The sequence below is a fragment of the Rothia mucilaginosa genome (assembly GCF_019334805.1).
GTDB classification, from domain to species: domain Bacteria; phylum Actinomycetota; class Actinomycetes; order Actinomycetales; family Micrococcaceae; genus Rothia; species Rothia mucilaginosa_C.
This window is the reverse complement of sequence record NZ_CP079822.1, coordinates 2,025,531-2,042,005: the sequence shown is the minus strand read 5'-3', so window position 1 is coordinate 2,042,005 and position 16,475 is coordinate 2,025,531. Positions and strand designations below refer to the sequence as shown.

At 61.6% G+C, this 16,475-nt stretch carries 12 protein-coding genes; 8 read left to right on the top strand and 4 right to left on the bottom strand.

The window, feature by feature from the left end:
* Positions 1-9: 9 nt before the first annotated feature.
* Positions 10-1,458 (top strand): transcriptional initiation protein Tat, encoded by a 1,449-nt coding sequence (locus LPB405_RS08120; protein ID WP_219101162.1) that lies wholly within the window; start codon positions 10-12, stop codon positions 1,456-1,458.
* Between the two features lie 179 nt (positions 1,459-1,637).
* Here the strand turns inward: LPB405_RS08120 and leuD are convergent, their stop codons facing one another.
* Together leuD and leuC are read right to left on the bottom strand one after the other, a co-directional pair.
* On the bottom strand, positions 1,638-2,231 hold the full coding sequence (gene leuD, locus LPB405_RS08115) for a 3-isopropylmalate dehydratase small subunit (RefSeq protein ID WP_005505627.1): 594 nt from the start codon (positions 2,229-2,231) through the stop codon (positions 1,638-1,640).
* 26 nt (positions 2,232-2,257) lie between these two features.
* Positions 2,258-3,700: a 3-isopropylmalate dehydratase large subunit gene (gene leuC / locus LPB405_RS08110; protein WP_219101160.1), complete on the bottom strand. Its 1,443-nt coding sequence runs from the start codon at positions 3,698-3,700 to the stop codon at positions 2,258-2,260.
* Between the two features lie 411 nt (positions 3,701-4,111).
* Between leuC and LPB405_RS08105 the strand changes: the two genes are divergently transcribed.
* Positions 4,112-4,999: an IclR family transcriptional regulator gene (locus LPB405_RS08105; protein ID WP_374021073.1), complete on the top strand. Its 888-nt coding sequence runs from the start codon at positions 4,112-4,114 to the stop codon at positions 4,997-4,999.
* A gap of 94 nt (positions 5,000-5,093) precedes the next feature.
* On the opposite strand, the gene LPB405_RS08100 is transcribed toward LPB405_RS08105, so the two are convergent.
* Both LPB405_RS08100 and LPB405_RS08095 read right to left on the bottom strand, forming a co-directional pair.
* Complete coding sequence (locus LPB405_RS08100) at positions 5,094-6,944, bottom strand: GTPase (RefSeq protein ID WP_219101158.1); 1,851 nt, start codon at positions 6,942-6,944, stop codon at positions 5,094-5,096.
* Positions 6,945-7,031: 87 nt separating this feature from the next.
* The gene (locus LPB405_RS08095) at positions 7,032-8,993 is read right to left on the bottom strand and encodes a dynamin family protein (protein ID WP_257604904.1); all 1,962 of its coding nucleotides are present in this window, start codon (positions 8,991-8,993) and stop codon (positions 7,032-7,034) included.
* Positions 8,994-9,906: 913 nt separating this feature from the next.
* On the opposite strand from LPB405_RS08095, the gene LPB405_RS09095 reads away from it, so the two are divergent.
* The 6 genes from LPB405_RS09095 (at position 9,907) to cysK (ending at position 16,359) form a co-directional block, all read left to right on the top strand.
* The gene (locus tag LPB405_RS09095) at positions 9,907-10,461 is read left to right on the top strand and encodes a DUF6318 family protein (RefSeq protein ID WP_257604903.1); all 555 of its coding nucleotides are present in this window, start codon (positions 9,907-9,909) and stop codon (positions 10,459-10,461) included.
* Between the two features lie 269 nt (positions 10,462-10,730).
* Positions 10,731-11,918 carry a DUF6318 family protein gene (locus tag LPB405_RS08085; protein ID WP_219101155.1) on the top strand — a complete coding sequence of 396 codons (1,188 nt, stop codon included), beginning with the start codon at positions 10,731-10,733 and terminating at the stop codon, positions 11,916-11,918.
* 263 nt (positions 11,919-12,181) lie between these two features.
* Positions 12,182-13,060: a DUF6318 family protein gene (locus LPB405_RS08080; protein ID WP_219101153.1), complete on the top strand. Its 879-nt coding sequence runs from the start codon at positions 12,182-12,184 to the stop codon at positions 13,058-13,060.
* A gap of 103 nt (positions 13,061-13,163) precedes the next feature.
* Positions 13,164-14,129 carry a DUF6318 family protein gene (locus LPB405_RS08075; RefSeq protein WP_219101151.1) on the top strand — a complete coding sequence of 322 codons (966 nt, stop codon included), beginning with the start codon at positions 13,164-13,166 and terminating at the stop codon, positions 14,127-14,129.
* 117 nt (positions 14,130-14,246) lie between these two features.
* Positions 14,247-15,017, top strand: coding sequence for a DUF6318 family protein (locus LPB405_RS08070; protein WP_070506039.1), 771 nt, complete (start codon positions 14,247-14,249; stop codon positions 15,015-15,017).
* A gap of 406 nt (positions 15,018-15,423) precedes the next feature.
* Positions 15,424-16,359: a cysteine synthase A gene (gene cysK / locus LPB405_RS08065; protein WP_219101149.1), complete on the top strand. Its 936-nt coding sequence runs from the start codon at positions 15,424-15,426 to the stop codon at positions 16,357-16,359.
* The last annotated feature ends 116 nt before the right edge of the window (positions 16,360-16,475 follow it).

The following is a 16,475-nucleotide window of genomic DNA, read 5'->3' as shown; positions in this document are numbered from 1 at the left end:
GGACCCAATATGACACATCACAACACTGCATCACGCATTTCACGCCGCCGCCTCGTACAGGGTGCGGCATGGAGCGCCCCCGTTATCATCGCCAGCGCAACCGTCCCTGCATGGGCGGCAAGCGGCGAGCCCACCTGCTCCCCCGCCCTGACCCTCAAGCCGACCGCAACCGGCTTCGACGACAAGGCTGGTGCATACACCGAATGGCTCGTTCCCGAAGGCGTTGGACGAGTCCGCTTCGACCTCGTGGGAGGTGCCGGCGGTGCTGCTTCTTCCTTCACCCCCAGCTACCTGACCGACGTCACGAACGCATCCCTGGCTGGCGGCGGTGCCGGCGCGCAGCTCAGCGGCGTTCTGGCGGTCAAATCCGGCGATATCCTGCGCGTCTGGGCAGGTAACGGCGGTGTCGGTTCGGCGTCCGGCGCGAAGCCCGCACTCGGCGGCGAAGGCTACGCAGCGGGCGGCGACTCCACCGGCTCCAGCACCGCAACCGGCGCAGCGCAGGTAGTGGGTACTGACAGCGGCTACGTGTACGGTGCATCCGGCGGCGGTTCCTCCGCGGTCGAGCTGGTCCGTGACGGTGCAGTCACCGTCGTAGCCGTTGCGGGTGCAGGTGGCGGCGGCGCACAGCTGGGAACCCTCACCACCCACCAGAGCCTCTTCGACACCCAGCCCAAGGATCAGCTGAACCCGGCACTGCGCGTGGCACTGGACAGCCGCGACGCATCCACCACCGCAGGCGGCAGCGCAGGCGGCGACCTGGGCACCGACAACACCGGTCAGGGCGGCATGCTCGTGGCAAGCCCCTACCAGGAATTCATGCCCCTCGACGAGGACGACAAGACCCTCGACATGCGCCTCATGGTCACCGGCGGTACCGCTGGTCGCTCCGGCGTCGCGGGTACCCTCGGTGAGGCATTGATCGGCGTCCTCGACGAGAACAACGAGCTGAAGCTCCTGCCTATGTCCGAGCCCTGGTTCGATTCGTACAGCTTCCCGCGCTACTACCGCTACGAGGGCGACTCTGTGAGTGAGAAGGAGAAGGGCACCGGCGGTGCGGATGCTACCGGCTCCTACCGCGGTAAGGGCGGCTCCGGCGCTCTGCTCTCCCACACCTACGCCAAGCTCTCCCTCACCACCGTTGCTTCCGGCGGAGGCGCCGGCTACGGCGGCGGCGGCGCAGGCCTGAACATCTGGACCGTCGGCGCGTACTACGAGAGCGTTTTCGGCCGTCAGGTGCAGTTCGAGAGCGAAGGAAACATCTACTCGCTCAGCTCTCTGAGCAGCGGCGGCGGTGCAGGCGGCAGCTACATTAACCACGAGGTGGTTTCTGACTTCGCTCTTGCCACCGCGCAGAACGCCAACCCGACCGCGGGCGTGCGCTCCCCCGGTTCGGCGGCGCTGTACAGCTGCACCGAGAACGCAACCCTGAACACCCCCATCACTGAGGGCGCCTAAGCTCTAGGTATTGAAAATAAATGTGCCTCCCCGGAAGCTGATGCTCCGGGGAGGCGCATTTATATGTGTGCCAATTTATATGCGTGCCCAGAGGTTTTGGGTGCCGAGGTTCGGATGCAGAAAAGCTCGAAGGCGGCGACTGATTCAGTCGCCACCTTCGAGCTTTATATCTCTAGGTTTTAGAGCTCCTGGGTGCGGGGCATCCAGGAGGGGCGCTTCGCCTCGTACGCCTCAATAGCCTCGAGGTTCTGCAGAGTCAGACCAATGTCGTCCAGGCCCTCCATGAGGCGCCAACGCACATAGTCGTCAATCTCGAAGGGAACAACCAGCGCGCCCACGGTTACGGTCTTGGACTCCAGGTCAACGGTGATTTCGGTGCCGGGCTCGTGCTCCAGCGCCTTCCAAATCAACTCAATATCGTCCTGTGCAACCTGCGCGGTGACCAGGCCCTGCTTACCCGAGTTGCCGCGGAAAATATCGGCAAAACGAGCAGAAATAACAACCTTGAAACCGTAGTCGCGCAGCGCCCACACGGCGTGCTCACGGGAAGAACCGGTACCGAAGTCCGGGCCCGCCACCAGCACGCTACCGTGCTTGTAGGGCTCCTGGTTCAGGATGAACTCGGGGTCCTTGCGCCAGTTAGCGAAGAGGGCATCGTCGAAGCCGGTCTTGGTCACTCGCTTGAGGTAGACGGCGGGAATGATCTGGTCGGTGTCAACATTCGAAGAACGCAGCGGCACGCCAATGCCGGTGTGCTTAATAATGGGTTCCATAATGGCTCCTTAGCTATAGCGGCGTGCTAGGCCACGACGTCGGACGGGGCGGACAGGGTACCGCGCACAGCGGTTGCGGCGGCAACCACCGGGGAGACCAGGTGGGTGCGGCCACCCTTACCCTGGCGGCCCTCAAAGTTACGGTTCGAGGTGGAGGCGCAACGCTCACCGGGTGCCAGCTGGTCGGGGTTCATGCCCAGGCACATGGAGCATCCGGCGAAGCGCCAGTCGGCACCGAAGTCCTTGAAGACCTTGTCCAGGCCTTCTGCTTCTGCCTGTGCGCGGACCTTCTGGGAGCCGGGCACGACCATCATGCGTACGTTCTCGGCGATGGTGTGGCCGCGCACGATGTCTGCTGCGGCGCGCAGGTCCTCGATGCGGGAGTTGGTGCAGGAGCCCAGGAAGACGACGTCCACGGGGATGTCCTTCATGGGGGTGCCTGCCTTCAGGCCCATGTATTCGAGGGCGCGTTCTGCTGCGACCTTGTCGTTCTCATCCTCGAAGTCGTCCGGGGAGGGAACGGCGTGGCTCAGCGGAACACCCTGACCGGGGTTAGTGCCCCAGGTGACGAAGGGCTCGAGCTCGTCAGCGTTGATGAAGATTTCCTTGTCGAAGACGGCGCCTTCGTCGGTGGGCAGGCTCTTCCAGTACTCGACTGCCTTGTCCCACTCTTCGCCCTTGGGTGCGTGCTGGCGGCCCTTGATGTACTCGAAGGTGGTCTCGTCGGGTGCGACCATGCCGGCGCGTGCGCCCGCCTCAATGGACATGTTGCACATGGTCATGCGGCCCTCCATGGAAAGGGAGCGGATTGCGGAGCCGCGGTACTCGAGCACGTAGCCCTGACCGCCGCCGGTGCCAATCTGCGCGATGACGGCGAGGATGATGTCCTTAGCGGTCACGCCGGGCTTGAGAGTGCCTTCAACGTTGATGGCCATGGTCTTGAAGCGTGCCAGGGGCAGGGTCTGGGTGGCCATGACGTGCTCCACCTCGGAGGTGCCGATGCCGAACGCGAGAGCGCCGAACGCACCGTGGGTGGAAGTGTGGGAATCGCCGCAGACGATGGTCATGCCGGGCATGGTCAGACCCAGCTGCGGGCCGACCACGTGTACGATGCCCTGTTCCTGGTCGCCGAGGGAGTGGATGCGCACGCCGAACTCTGCAGCGTTGCGGCGCAGGGTCTCGATCTGGGTGCGGCTGGTCAGGTCGGCGATGGTGCCGAAGATGTTGTCGGTGGGGGTGTTGTGGTCCTCGGTGGCGATGGTCAGGTCGAGGCGGCGCAGGGGGCGGTTCTCGATGCGCAGGCCTTCGAATGCCTGGGGGGAGGTCACTTCGTGCAGTAGCTGCAGGTCGATGTAGAGCAGGTCGGGCTTGCCGTTTTCGCCGGGGACGACGACGTGTGCGTCCCAGACTTTTTCTGCCAGGGTGCGCGGACGGGTGCCCGCGGTGGTTGCGTTCTGTTCGCTAGTCATGCTTTCTCCTGCTTGATGCGTTCCTACGGTGGATGCGTTCGGTGTGGTGCGTGCCGCAAGTTTGCGGAGTTAAGGGGCGGATTATGTACCCGATGGGACCCTCAAATCGGTATTTCCCTGCGGCGTGTCGCATATTTTTTCACGGATTCTTAGCCTGTGAGACGGCCTAGAAACACCCCGAACTAGCGAGTGTTTTTATGTGGGTTTACTCTATGACTCCAGGGTAATTTTGCGGGATTGCGCGCATTTTCCTGCGGCTTTTTCACACATTTTCACCCATAAACACACATAAACACTTATTATGAAAAACTCATAATTTATCCCGTAGGGGGTGATTCCATCTTCAGCTGTGCACCCGAAAGAGTCCACGAAGTCCGGGGTATCTTTCATATTCTGAGATAGAATATAAGAATGACTCCTTCCGCTTCACGTTTTAACGCACACGGAATGCGTCACCCCAACGCATCCACATACCACAACGCACCGATTGTCGACCCCGTCAAGCCGCCCGAACACATGGCCGCCGACGAGCAGATGGTAGAGGTAAACTCCCACGGCTCCTCCGGCGTTGGCGTGCTCGACAAGGCGACCCTCATTCTTGATTGCCTCGAGGCAGGACCCGTATCTCTGGGTGACCTCGTCAAGGCAACCGGTCTGGCGCGCCCCACCGCGCACCGCCTCGCCGTGGCACTGGCACATCACCGCCTCGTAGCCCGCGACGTGCAGGGACGCTTCATGCTCGGCCCCCGTCTGACCGAACTCGCCTCCGCCACCATTTCTGATGAGCTCATCACCGTGGCCGACCCGATTCTGCAGAAGCTCAGCCTCGAAGCTGACGAGTCCACCCAGCTGTACCGCCGCCAGGGCGACTGGCGCGTGTGCGTTGCGACCGCGGCACGCCCCTCCGGCATGCACGAATCCATCCCGGTGGGCACCCAGCTGTCCATGCAGGCTGGTTCCGCCGCCCAGGTGCTGCTCGCATGGGAAGACCAGAACCGCATTGTTGAAGGCCTGCGCGATGCGCACTTCAGCGCCGCCATGCTCGCGGCTGTGCGCCGCATCGGCTGGGCGCAGTCCGTGGGCGAGCGCGAGCGCGGTACCGCCTCGGTCTCCGCTCCGGTGCGCGCTCCCGGTGGCAAGGTGATTGCGGCTGTCTCTATCTCGGGTCCGATTGATCGTATGACCCGCCAGCCGAACCGCAACTACCCCGAGCTGGTCGTCAAGGCTGCTCAGGCGATTACAAACGGTCTGCGTGAGCTTTCTACTTCTCACTCAGCCTCGGATGTTGAGGAAAGCTAAGGCTCCGTTATAGATAGTTTTCACGAAAAGAATCCCTCCCCGCCTCATTGAGGTGGGGAGGGATTCTTTTATGCGGTTTTCAGATGATATGCCGCTAAATGTCCAGGGCTTTACGGTAGGAGTTGAGGCGCTTAGCTTCCAGCTGCACCGGGGCGACCACGCAGGACTGTACCGCCTTCTCAACGCCGGTCTGCAGGCGACCCCGCAGTTTACGTGCGTAGTAGCGTGAGCCCATGGCGGTAAGCAACCTGCCCACACCCGCCGAGGCGATGCCGAGGAGTATGCCCAGCAGCAGAAGCAGGGTCGGCAGGGGTACCGGGGAGCCTTCGGGAGTCGGCGCGGGCGGCAGTTGAATCTGCAGGTACGCCATGCCGGAGATGAGGGTCAGCCAGCCGACACCTACCAGGGCGCTCAGTAGCGCAATCCACTGCAGGGCGTTGAAGATGACCCAGGGGGCGCGGGTGCGATCCAGACCGTAGTCGATGCGCATCATGTCCCGTTCAAGCAGTTCGGGTAGCTCCGCCTCGCGGGAGAGGGCGGCTTCCTTCATGCTACGTTTCCATGGCTCGTCGATGCGGGCCGCCATCTGCTTGCTGTATTGGCGTACAGCGTTTGCCATGCCTGCCTTCTGCGCGGCGCTCAGCGGAGGTAGCGAGGATGCCACCAGCTCGGGTGCGTTCTCGCTATCGGAGCCGAGCATGCCCGAGGACTTCTCCGCCTTAGACGCGCTCTTCGTTTCGTCCTGCTGCCCCAGGTGCAGGCGGCGCAGGGGGTCAGCTTTCAGACGGCTCATCCAGCGGGTGAGGATCCAGCCGGTGTGCTGTCCCGCGGCGCGGCGGTAGGAGGCGGTTGCCGCCTGCAAAACCTGCTCAGCCTGGCTGGAGGTGTAGCACGCCTGCACGAGCTTCTGCTCCGCTTCGAGGGCGTAGGCTCCGGCGAGTACAGTCCCCTCTCCCCCGGCGTAGGTGCGCAGCTGGGAGGCGGTGGCGTGCAGCTGCGCGTCGGTTCGCTGCAGGGACAGGCTCTTGGCGGCGGCTACTTGGGCGAGCAGGTCGCGCAGCACGTCGACACCCTCACCGGTTCGCGCGGAGACGGCGATGGGTGCGGCGAGCAGGTGCGCTTCGGTGCCCTCAGCCTGGAGCAGGCGGGTGAGGGATGCGAGCACTGCGGGTACCTCGGCGGGTGCAAGTTTGTCCGCCTGGTTGAGCACGCAGAGCGCCTGCGCGCCGGATGCGGCAAGCGGCACCATGAAGTCGCGGTGGATGACGGCATCGGCGTACTTTTGGGGGTCGACAACCCAGACGAGTACGTCCACGTAGCGCATCATGCGGGCGGCGAGGTCACGGTTGGTGGTGGTAACCGAGTCGAAGTCGGGCATGTCCAGCAGGATGAGGCCGCCGGTGCGGGTGCGCATTTCGCCGCGTCCGCCTACTGCACGGCGGATGCGGTTGAAGAGTCCGGGTGCCGGCTCGGTGACGGCGTTGGGTGCCGCCGCTCCCCCGGCTGCGTCTCCTTCGGCGGTGAGCGCCTGAGTTTGCGGGTAGACGCGCTTGTCAATGCCGAGCCAGTCGAGCAGTTCTTCGCTGCCTTCTGCCTCCCAGATAGCCGCCTGCACGGTGGAGGTGGTCGGGCGCGTGGGGGCGGAGAGGGCAATATTCTGCCCGGCGATGGCGTTGAAGAGCGTGGATTTGCCGCTGCCGGTCGCGCCGAAGAAGCCGATGACGGTGTGTTCGGTGGAGAGTTCGCGGCGCTGACTGAGGCGTTCGAGGGTTTCGGCGGCGTCAAGCAGGACGGTTTCGGGGACTCGTCCTTCACCGTAGCTGATGGCTTCTTTCAGGGATGCGACGGAGCGCGCGAAGGGCGAGGTCGCCACGGCAGGGGTGGCGCCTCGCTCGGTATGGCGCTCAGCGGCTTTGTTCTCGGATTTATTCTCGGGGGTAGTCATAGTGCGTTTTTCTTCGTCTGTGGTGCGCTGTGTGGTGGTGCGCTGTGGAGATGATCTGGTGACAGGCGGTTGAGCGCGTTGCCCCGACTATGATGTAGCCGACCAGGGAGTCTGCGCGCCCTGTGTCTGCGCGCCCTGTACCTGAGCACCCTTTGCCTGGGCAGCCTGGCTCTGCGCGCTCATCTCCGCGGCAATTTTCTGCACCTGCTCGGCGGCGCGGTGAATGTCCTCGGCCTCAGCCTGCGGGTCGGTTTCTTCCAGTACGGCGGTGAAGGGCTGAGCGTGCTCGGTGAGCAGATCCGCCATGCGTTCGAGCAGGTCGGTGCGGGCGCGGGTTGCCATGCGGCGCACCGCGTCTTCACCGAAGATGGACTCGAGCAGCTTGGTGCCGACCACGCCGCTACCGCCGGCGATACCCGCCTCAATACCGGTGATGCCGCCGGTGAGGCTGAACGCGGCGACCATGAGCATCACGGCGGTGGCATTCACGCCCAGGGAGAGGAAGCGGGCACGTTTGCGCTTGTCGGCGCCTTCTTCGCGAATCATTTCGAGCACGGAGCCCTGCCAGAGGCGGATCTGTTCGGCAACGGCTGCGGAGAAGATGTCCTCGGCGGACTGCACTTCACCCTTCGTATCGCCGGTAGCTTCTGCGTTCTGTTCGGGCGCCGCGGCGGAGGCCGTCTGCGGCGCAACAGAAACAGCCTGCAGCACATCCAGGCGCGCCAGCAGGGAGCGTCCGGCACGGCTGGCATGCCAGCGGGTGCGGGTGTTTTCGGAGGCGCGGGCAGCTGCATCCAGCACGACGGCGTGGATGCCGCTTTCGAGAGCGTCTTCTACCTTCTGGGCGGCGGCGGGCTGACCGCGCAGTGCGGAGCCGACGCGGTCACGCAGGCGACCGATGGTGCTGTCGAGGGAGCGGAAGAAGTCGCCGGTTCCCACGAAGTCGTGCCAGCGCGAGAGCACTTCGCCGCGCAGCAGGGAGCCGTCGGAGAGGGCGCCGTCGATGGTGGCCAGCGCATCCTCGTATTCTTCGGCGGCGATGGCGGCAAGCGACTGGTGTGCCGCCTGCTGGCGTGCCTGCTCGGCGGCGAGCACCTGCAGGTTACCGGCGAGGGTTTCGACGGCACCGGCGAGAGTCTGCCGGGCAATGGCGGCGCGGGCGGGCGCGTCGGCGCCGAGTTCGCGGATCCACAGGGTCAGAGGGGCGAGGCTGACGGGGGCGAGCATGCCGCTTTCATCGCGCGGCTGTTCGGTGACGGTGTGAATCAGCACGGCGTGGATTCCCGCCTCGTCGAGCATGCGTCGCAGGTCGTTTTCAATGGCTTCTTCGTCGCCTTCGGGCACGCGGTTGAGCACCACGGCAATTGCGATGGAGCGCGCGGCAGCCTCGTGGAGTAGCTCCCAGGGCACGGCGTCGGCGTAGCGGTTGGCGGTGGTGACGAAGAGCCACAGGTCTGCTGCGGAGAGCAGTTCCTTGGCGAGGGTGCGGTTTTCTTCGGAGACGGAGTCGATATCGGGCGCATCAATGAGCGCGATGCCCTGCGGTAGCGCCGAGGTAGTAATAGGAATGAGGGCGCGCGCAATCTTCGGGTCAAGGCCCGGTAGTGCCTGCGATCCGGCGTTCATGCCGGAGGTGCGGGTGCGCGGCAGGGTGGGCAGGAAGCGTTCGGGTGACAGTGCCGCCTCGTCTTCTGCGCGGTGCAGGAGTACGGGGTGGCGGGTGGTGGGTCGAATCGCGCCGGACTGGGTGAGCGGTTCGCCGAGCAGGGTGTTGACGAGGGTGGATTTGCCGGCGCCGGTGGAGCCGCCGACCACGATGGTGAGGGGGTTATCGACGCTGGCGCTGCGCGGCAGGATGTAGTCGTCGAGTTGTCGTGCCATGGCTGCGAGCAGGGTGCGTGCGGTGGCGGTGCCGTGCTCTGCGGTGCCGTCGTGGGTGACGGTGTAGGGGGTGCCGGGGGTTTCGCCGGCTTCTACGTCGAGCGGGAGGGGGATTCGAGTGAGCAGTTCGCGAGCTACTTTGAGCTGCGCATAGTCGGTGGTAGTCACAGCGCTATTGTCCCATAGGGTGCACCTGCTTCATGCCATGTTTGGGCGTTACGGTGGGCGCGTTACGGCTACGGGTTGTTTGGGGGCTCATGTTGAGGTGTTTTTGATAGGTGTTTGGACAACCTGAAGAGGTTGAGATACTACTTGCGCACAGGGTGCAACAACTCCAATTTATGATTTATTCACAAGAAGAAAAGATTAGAAAATCCCTAAGTTTCCGCGGGAAAACAGCGCATCTTATTGCGGTTATCTCGAACACATTGGTACGTTTTATAACCCGCATAAAACGGGCAAATATTAAGATTTGATAACTTTTTACCTTTAAGCGCAGATATGGTCATTGTGAACCTGAAAGTACGCTTAGAATCGTTGAGCACGACAACCAGGCAGGTCATAATCCACACCGATTCCTTCAGGCGGCTTCTGACCTGCCCTTCGTATCGCATCCGTACTCACCGCGGTATGCCACCCCCATCGGGAACGCTCACCGCCCCCTCACGCAACTGCAATCAACTGCCGTTGAGGTTCACTGCATCCGAGCTACCCGTTACTGCCTGCCCATCTTTACTCTTGCGAAAGGTTGCGTATGTTCGGTTCGCTGTCACGTCGCCATCTTCTTGCTCTTTCTTCCGGAGCAGCATTGAGTGCACTCGCAAGCGCTTGCAGCCCCAGCGCAGTTTCTCGCCCTCAACCACTCACTGATCCCTCTCCCACTGATGCCGCACCGGCGCCTCAGAGCACCCAGACTAAATCTGCGACCACCACGCGCAGTATTACGTACGCCGAGCCTCTGCCTGCGTCGGCTCTGGATGGTCGCGGACCTGCTCTTCTGCCGGATTACTTCTTTGAACGTTCCGGAAATTTCTCGAACGGCACCCTGAGCCATCGAGCCATTAATGTCCCCCGTCCCACCATGCCTCCGGAAGCTAAAGACCGCACCGTTGAGGGCCTGCACGCCTTCTTGCAGTACTGGGGCGCGGCGCAGAACTATATGCTCCTCACCGGCGACACCGATCCCTTCATGAACCTGCCCGGCCAGGAGCACTTTAGCAACATGGCACAGATGTACCGCGATATCTACCGCTACAACATCGGCTGGCTGGTCTCTAAGAACAACCACCCCATGTGCATTAACCTGAGCTCGCCGCAGCCGGTGCCCGCCACCGAGCAGGACGTCTACTGCTGGAAGGCGACCCTGAAGGTGGACGAGAACGCGTTCCTGTTCAACCATGAGACCCGCCAGCGTGAGCAGCTCACCGGTATCTACGGCAGTAATCAGAAGGCGGACGCTTACGTCTACTTTGGTGAACAGGGCTGGCAGATGCTGGAGGATCCGAAGTCTTCCCCGAGTGCTACCGCCACCCCTGCGGCTAACCCTGAACCGTCCACGAATACTCCGAGCGCGCAGCCGACCCCGAATGCGAGTACCTCCCCTAAGGCGGCTCGTTATATTCGAGGTTCAGCCTAAAGCTTCTTTGCATCCGTGCCTCAAAGAACCCGTCATATTGGGTGATATGAGGCACGGATGAGGGCTTTTATTTGTGTGCCACGCGTGAAGTCTATAGGCTAGGGCTAGATGAGGTCCGCCCATTTTCGCCTCAATATGCCTCTGCCCGCCCCGCGGGTGACTGCTTCGCGCCCTCCTGTGAGGGGCGTGATGTTAGGCTGAGGATTAGGACGTGAGCTCTTCACTTATCACCGATACTTCCGCATCACAGCACATTCAAGGGGATCACTATGATTCACAGCCGCCGCCACTTTATTGCGCTCACGGGCACTGCCGCCCTGGGCGCTATGCTTGCCGCTTGCGGTTCCAAAAAGACTGAGGAGGCGACCGCCTCCCCCACTGCTTCCGCTTCGATTGCGGGTGCCTACGATAACCTGTCGGGCGAGCTGAAGTGGACCAAGTACGTTCCCGGTCATGGCGCAGCCCCGATGAGTAGCACTGACCCGGAGACCGGTCAGGTCTACACGATTGAGCCGACCGCCAGCCCGGCAAGCGTGGATTCTAAGGCGAGCGCCGTACCCATCCCCGTTGAGGATGAGAGCATGTACGAGAAGAACGCCCGTAGCCTGCGCACCACTTTCGCGTATTTTGCGGCGGCGGTGAATTACGCCCGCATGACCGGTGATCCCGGTCCGGCCCTGCAGGTGGTTCATCAGGATAATTCTGTTCAGCGTGCTTCTTTGGAGAAGCTGCGCGCCTTCTATGCGCCCGGCACGAACTGGCTGGTTGATGGTGAGTGGACCTTCCGCCTGACCGATAAGCAGCCGACGACCCGCGGCACTAAGTATTCGTGGGCGTGTTCTGTTACTCAGGCGCACGGCTTGCAGGTTGAGAAGGCAACCAATACGACTAAGCCTCTGGAGGATACTGAGGCTGCGGAGATTAAGGCTCTCTACGCTGAGTACGATGAGGAGGCGAAGCGCTGGTTGGTGATTTCGCCTCAGCAGTACGATCCCGCATTGACCCCGAAGCCGACGCAGACTCCGCGTGCGCATCCTTCCTCGACCTATACCCCGACGGTAACTGATGACAGCACCGTGGCAGCTAATGCTGGCGCACACACCGGCGCGAATACTTCGGGTAACGGCGCGGCTCAGGGCACTGCTCAGAATGGTGCCGCGCAGAACGGTGGTGCGCAGGCTCCTGCCGCCCAGAACGGTTCCCATCAGTACACTGGCTCCCAGAACGGTGGTGCCGGTCAGGGGTCTGCTGGTCAGGGTGGCGCGGCTCAGGCTCCTCAACCTGCCGCTACCCAGGCGCCTGCGGCTCCCGCGCAGCCTGTGGCGACTCAGCCTGCAGCTGCGACGGCTCAGCCGAGCGCAGCGCCCGGTGCCCCTGATGCGGGCGGTGTAGCTGGCGGTGTAAATGCTCCCGGCGCTGAGGCACCCGGCGGTATTCCTGGTGAAGGCGCACAGTAGCCCCTCCCCCTATAGACGATGAACGCGTCCTCTCCTTCACTATTCCCTGTACCTCCCTTTCGGTGCGCTGTTGCCGCTGGTTGCGGTAAGTTCGCTGATGGGCGGCATATCACGCTCATTTGAGCGGTGGTACGCACGGGTGTGAAGGCGGGGGCGCGTTATACTTAGGACTGTCTCTAGAGGGGTATCCGCGTGTGATATCCGCTCGTCGAGGCGCACTCTCACTCGTCTCTCACCTGAGATTCTCACTCGAAAGGTACTCCGTGGCGCTTTTCCCTTTGACCTCTGGGCTTTCTAATGGTTCCGCTACCGGCATCAGCCGCCGTTCTGCTCTGCGTTACGCCGGCGCGGGCGTTGCAGGCGTGTCGTTGAGCGCCCTGCTGGTTGCCTGCGGTGGTTCTTCATCCACCACCGAGAACGCTGATGCGGATACCCCTCAGATGTCCCCCTCGGCTTCTGCGCGCACTGACTTTAGCGGCGAGGTCACCTTCGATAACTACGAGAAGAAGGGCACTTTCGTTCCGGCGACCGAGTCCGCTCCCGCGCAGAACGTGCCGGTCCCCAAGCGTCCGGCGAGCGCTTCGGAGAACTCGGTGCAGGGTCTGTACGATTCGGTTGCGTTCGTGTACGCGGCGATTAACTACCTGGTGTTGACCGGTGATGCGGCTCCGCTGCGTGAGTCGAAGGCTGATGAGAAGTTCATTGCGTCGTTCTCTTCGTTCATGGATGAGTCGAATGAGAGCTCGCAGGCGCGTAACTGGTTTGTGTCGCCGAAGGTGACGATGTCTGCGTTCACTGCTGTTCCGACCCTGGTGAAGAAGAGCGTGCAGTGGACTTTCGACCTGGTGATTGATTTGGGTCCGACCGTTGTGGTTGATGGCGCTCCTGCGGAGATGTCTGAGAAGGTTCGCCGCACTGAGCGTGGCCTGGTGGTTACCGGTGTGCGTCACGATAATGATTGGACTTTGACTATTCAGGACGAGTATGAGGCGCAGGCTTCGGCTCAGCCTAAGAATGGTGGTGCTTCCGGTGGTGCCGCTAACGGCGGTAATGCTGGCGATTCCGGCGGTGCTAACGGCGGTAACGCTGGTGATTCCGGTAACTCCGGTAATGGCGGCACTTCTAATGGTGACAACCTTTAAGCCCTCAGATGGATGAGGCATCATGCCCTAACTCGCACTCGGGTTAGGGCATGATCTGTTTTACTCTGGTAGTAACGTACTTTCCCGGATTCAAGGTTTTTGTATGTCTTCTTTTTCTCAGTCTTCTTTCTCTCGCCGCTCCCTGTTGCGCCTGGGCGTGGGCGTTTCTGCTGTTGCCGGTTCTGCGGCGCTGTTGAGCGCGTGCGGTTCGGGTGGCTCTAGCCAGCAGTCTGGTTCTCAGGGCGGTAGCCTGAACGGCGCGAAGTCGAGCGCTAACCCGAATGGGTACAGTGATGATGGCCAGAACTATTCGGGTCTGGTGGAGTACACCCACTATGAGGGCGCGGTGAATTATGAGCAGGGCACGGTGGAGCATCCGCCGCGTAATGCTCCGAAGCCGAAGGTGACTGATGCTCTGTCGGTCAATACGGTGACGGGTTTCCATGAGGCGATTGCTTATTTTGCGGCGGCTATGGATTATCTGGTGAAGACCGGTAGCACGGATGCGTTCTCGACCGGCATTACGTTGTCATCGAAGACTCGCTCTGAGGTGGATGCCCTGTCGGCTTCTATTCTTGCGGGTGTACAGAAGGGTTCCTGGTATGTGAACCCGTCGGCTTCCTATGCGCTGTCGAGTGCGCAGCCGTCGATTATGAGTGATGGCAACCTGCTGTTTAAGGGCAAGTACACTCTGGATTTCGGTACGGAGGCGGTGGCTGAGGGCAAGATTCAGCCGGTGGTCGCCTCCGCGAGTGCTTCTGCTGAGCCTACTGAGCCTTCTGAGGATGCGCTGGTGTCTGACGCGGCATCCCCCACTGCTTCTGCCACGGCTTCTGCGGCGGGTCCGGCTTCTCAGGTGACGGTTCAGGAGTGCGATTTCCGCGGCCGCTACCATGCTGATTCTAAGATGTGGGAGCTGAGCGTGGCGTACGGTGCGACGCTCCAGGGAGGCGCTACTCAGAGCACCACTACTCAGGGCACCGCGAGCGCGGCAGCATCCGGCGCAGCATCTGCTTCCGAGTCTGGCTCGGCTTCTACTGAGGCTTCCGCCACCTCCGCGGCGTCATAGTTCGTCATAACACTTTTATCTGCGAGGCGCTTCTCACGCTTCGTCCGCTCAACTCTGTATCCTGTTGGGTTTGCGGCTAAACTGGTTGCAATCACCGACTGACTGAAAGGTATCACTATGTCCGAGAACCTGACCCGCCGCGCGGCGCTGGGTGTGCTGGGCGTCAGCTCCATGGCTTTGCTGGCGGCTTGTGGCTCTAAGGCTACTTCTGAGGCGTCTGCTTCCGCTTCTGGCTCTGAGAGCGCTTCTGTGGCTGCTTCTGGGTCTGCTACCGCCTCGCCCTCTGCGTCGGCGTCTGCTTCCCCTTCCGCATCTGCGTCGGCTTCGGCTACCGCAGCGAATTCTCCGCTGCCTAACGACAATAAGGATTACAGCGGCGTAGCGAAGCTGGAGAAGATGGAGGAGCACGGCGAGTACCAGCCGGGTAACGCTGAGCACCCGCCGCAGAATGTTCCTTCCCCGATCGTTCCGGAGGCCATGCACCAGAACTCGGTGGCTGGCTTCGCGGCGGCTCTGGCGTACTTCGGTGCGGCGTTTGAGTACCTGCTGCGTACCGGCGATATGCACTACATGAACGAGGTCAGCACCGACCAGGAGACCCTGGCGGCGATGAAGAAGTACGCGGACTCCACCAAGGCAGGTATTGAGGAGAAGAAGACCTGGTACGTGAACCCGACCGCTACTTTGACTATTGGCACCAAGCAGCCGGTTCTGGCGCAGGGTGCGTACAACTGGACCGTGACTTTGAACGTGGACCTGGGCGAGAAGCTGTTCAAGGACGGCAAGGAGCAGACCGTGGCGGCTGATAAGCGTCACGTGAAGATGTTCGGTGAGGCTGTTGGCCGCTACCTGAACAACAAGTGGGACCTGCACATGGACATCAACTAGTCCTCTGGGCTGGTTTTCCCCCTCCCCCGCTTTTGCGTCTTTTCCATCTCAGGATGCGGTTTTTCACTGTTTTTTCCATTGATGGCAATAAAATTTGTGGCTCCAGCTTGCGGTGAACAGAGTTCATCACTACTCTTATATACAGAGGTTGTCTTTTGGGCTACATAATGTTTCTAGAGAGCGCCGCACAATCATCATCCTTTATCGAGAAAGGGTTTGTGCGGCGCTTTTCTGCACCCTCTTCCCTAAACCTCGTTTCTTGAAGTTTTTCTCTGGCATTATTACGAACTGTGACCGCAGGTTTAAACCTGCCGCCGGCGAGTAGTAGAGTTGCCACGTAACCGATTATTCATCGCGGAGACCCCGTCACGGCTGGCCTCCCCCAGGCTCATGTAAGGAGCACCCCATGGCAAAGATTCTCAACAGCATTGTTGAAGCAACCGGCCAGACCCCCCTGGTTAAGCTGAACCGACTGGACGAGGGCCTTCCCGGTAACGTTGCGGTCAAGCTTGAGTTCTACAACCCCGCAGGTTCGGTCAAGGACCGTATCGGTCGCGCCATCATTGACGCTGCTGAGAAGTCGGGTGCGCTGAAGCCCGGCGGCACCATCGTTGAGGGTACTTCCGGTAACACCGGTATTGCGCTGGCTATGGTGGGTGCTGCTCGCGGTTACCGCGTCATCCTGACCATGCCGGAGACCATGTCTGCTGAGCGTCGCGTGCTGCTGCGCGCTTACGGTGCTCAGATTGTGCTGACCCCCGGTACTGAGGGTATGCGCGGCGCTGTGGAGAAGGCTAAGGAAATCGTTGCGACCACCGAGAACGCTATCTTGGCATCCCAGTTCTCCAACGAGGCGAACCCCACCATTCACTACAACACCACCGGCCCCGAGATTTGGGAAGCAACCGACGGTAAGGTTGACATTTTCGTGGCGGGTATTGGTACCGGCGGCACCATCTCCGGTTCGGGTAAGTACCTGAAGGAGCAGAACCCGGACGTGAAGGTTGTTGCGGTTGAGCCTAAGGACTCCCCGCTGCTGTCTGAGGGTCGTGTTGGTCCCCACAAGATTCAGGGCCTGGGCGCTAACTTCGTTCCCGACACCCTGGACCGCGGCATCTACGATTCGGTGACTCCGGTCAGCGCTGAGGACGCTATGCGCACCTCCCGCCTGCTGGCTACCCAGGAAGGTATTCTGGGCGGTATTTCTTCCGGTGCGGCTGTCTGGGCTGCTCTGGAGGAGGCTAAGAAGTCTGAGAACAAGGACAAGCTGATTGTGGCTATTGTTCCCGACTTCGGTGAGCGTTACATCTCTACCGCCCTGTACGAAGATATCCGCGGCTAATAGCCCGTTGTTTCTCCCCTCTGCTCCCTGCCTGAGGTCTTGGACCTAGGGTTTGGATAGCTGACGCCCCGCCTCCGGCTCGTCCCACTGTGGACGGTCCCGAGGCGGGGCTTTTG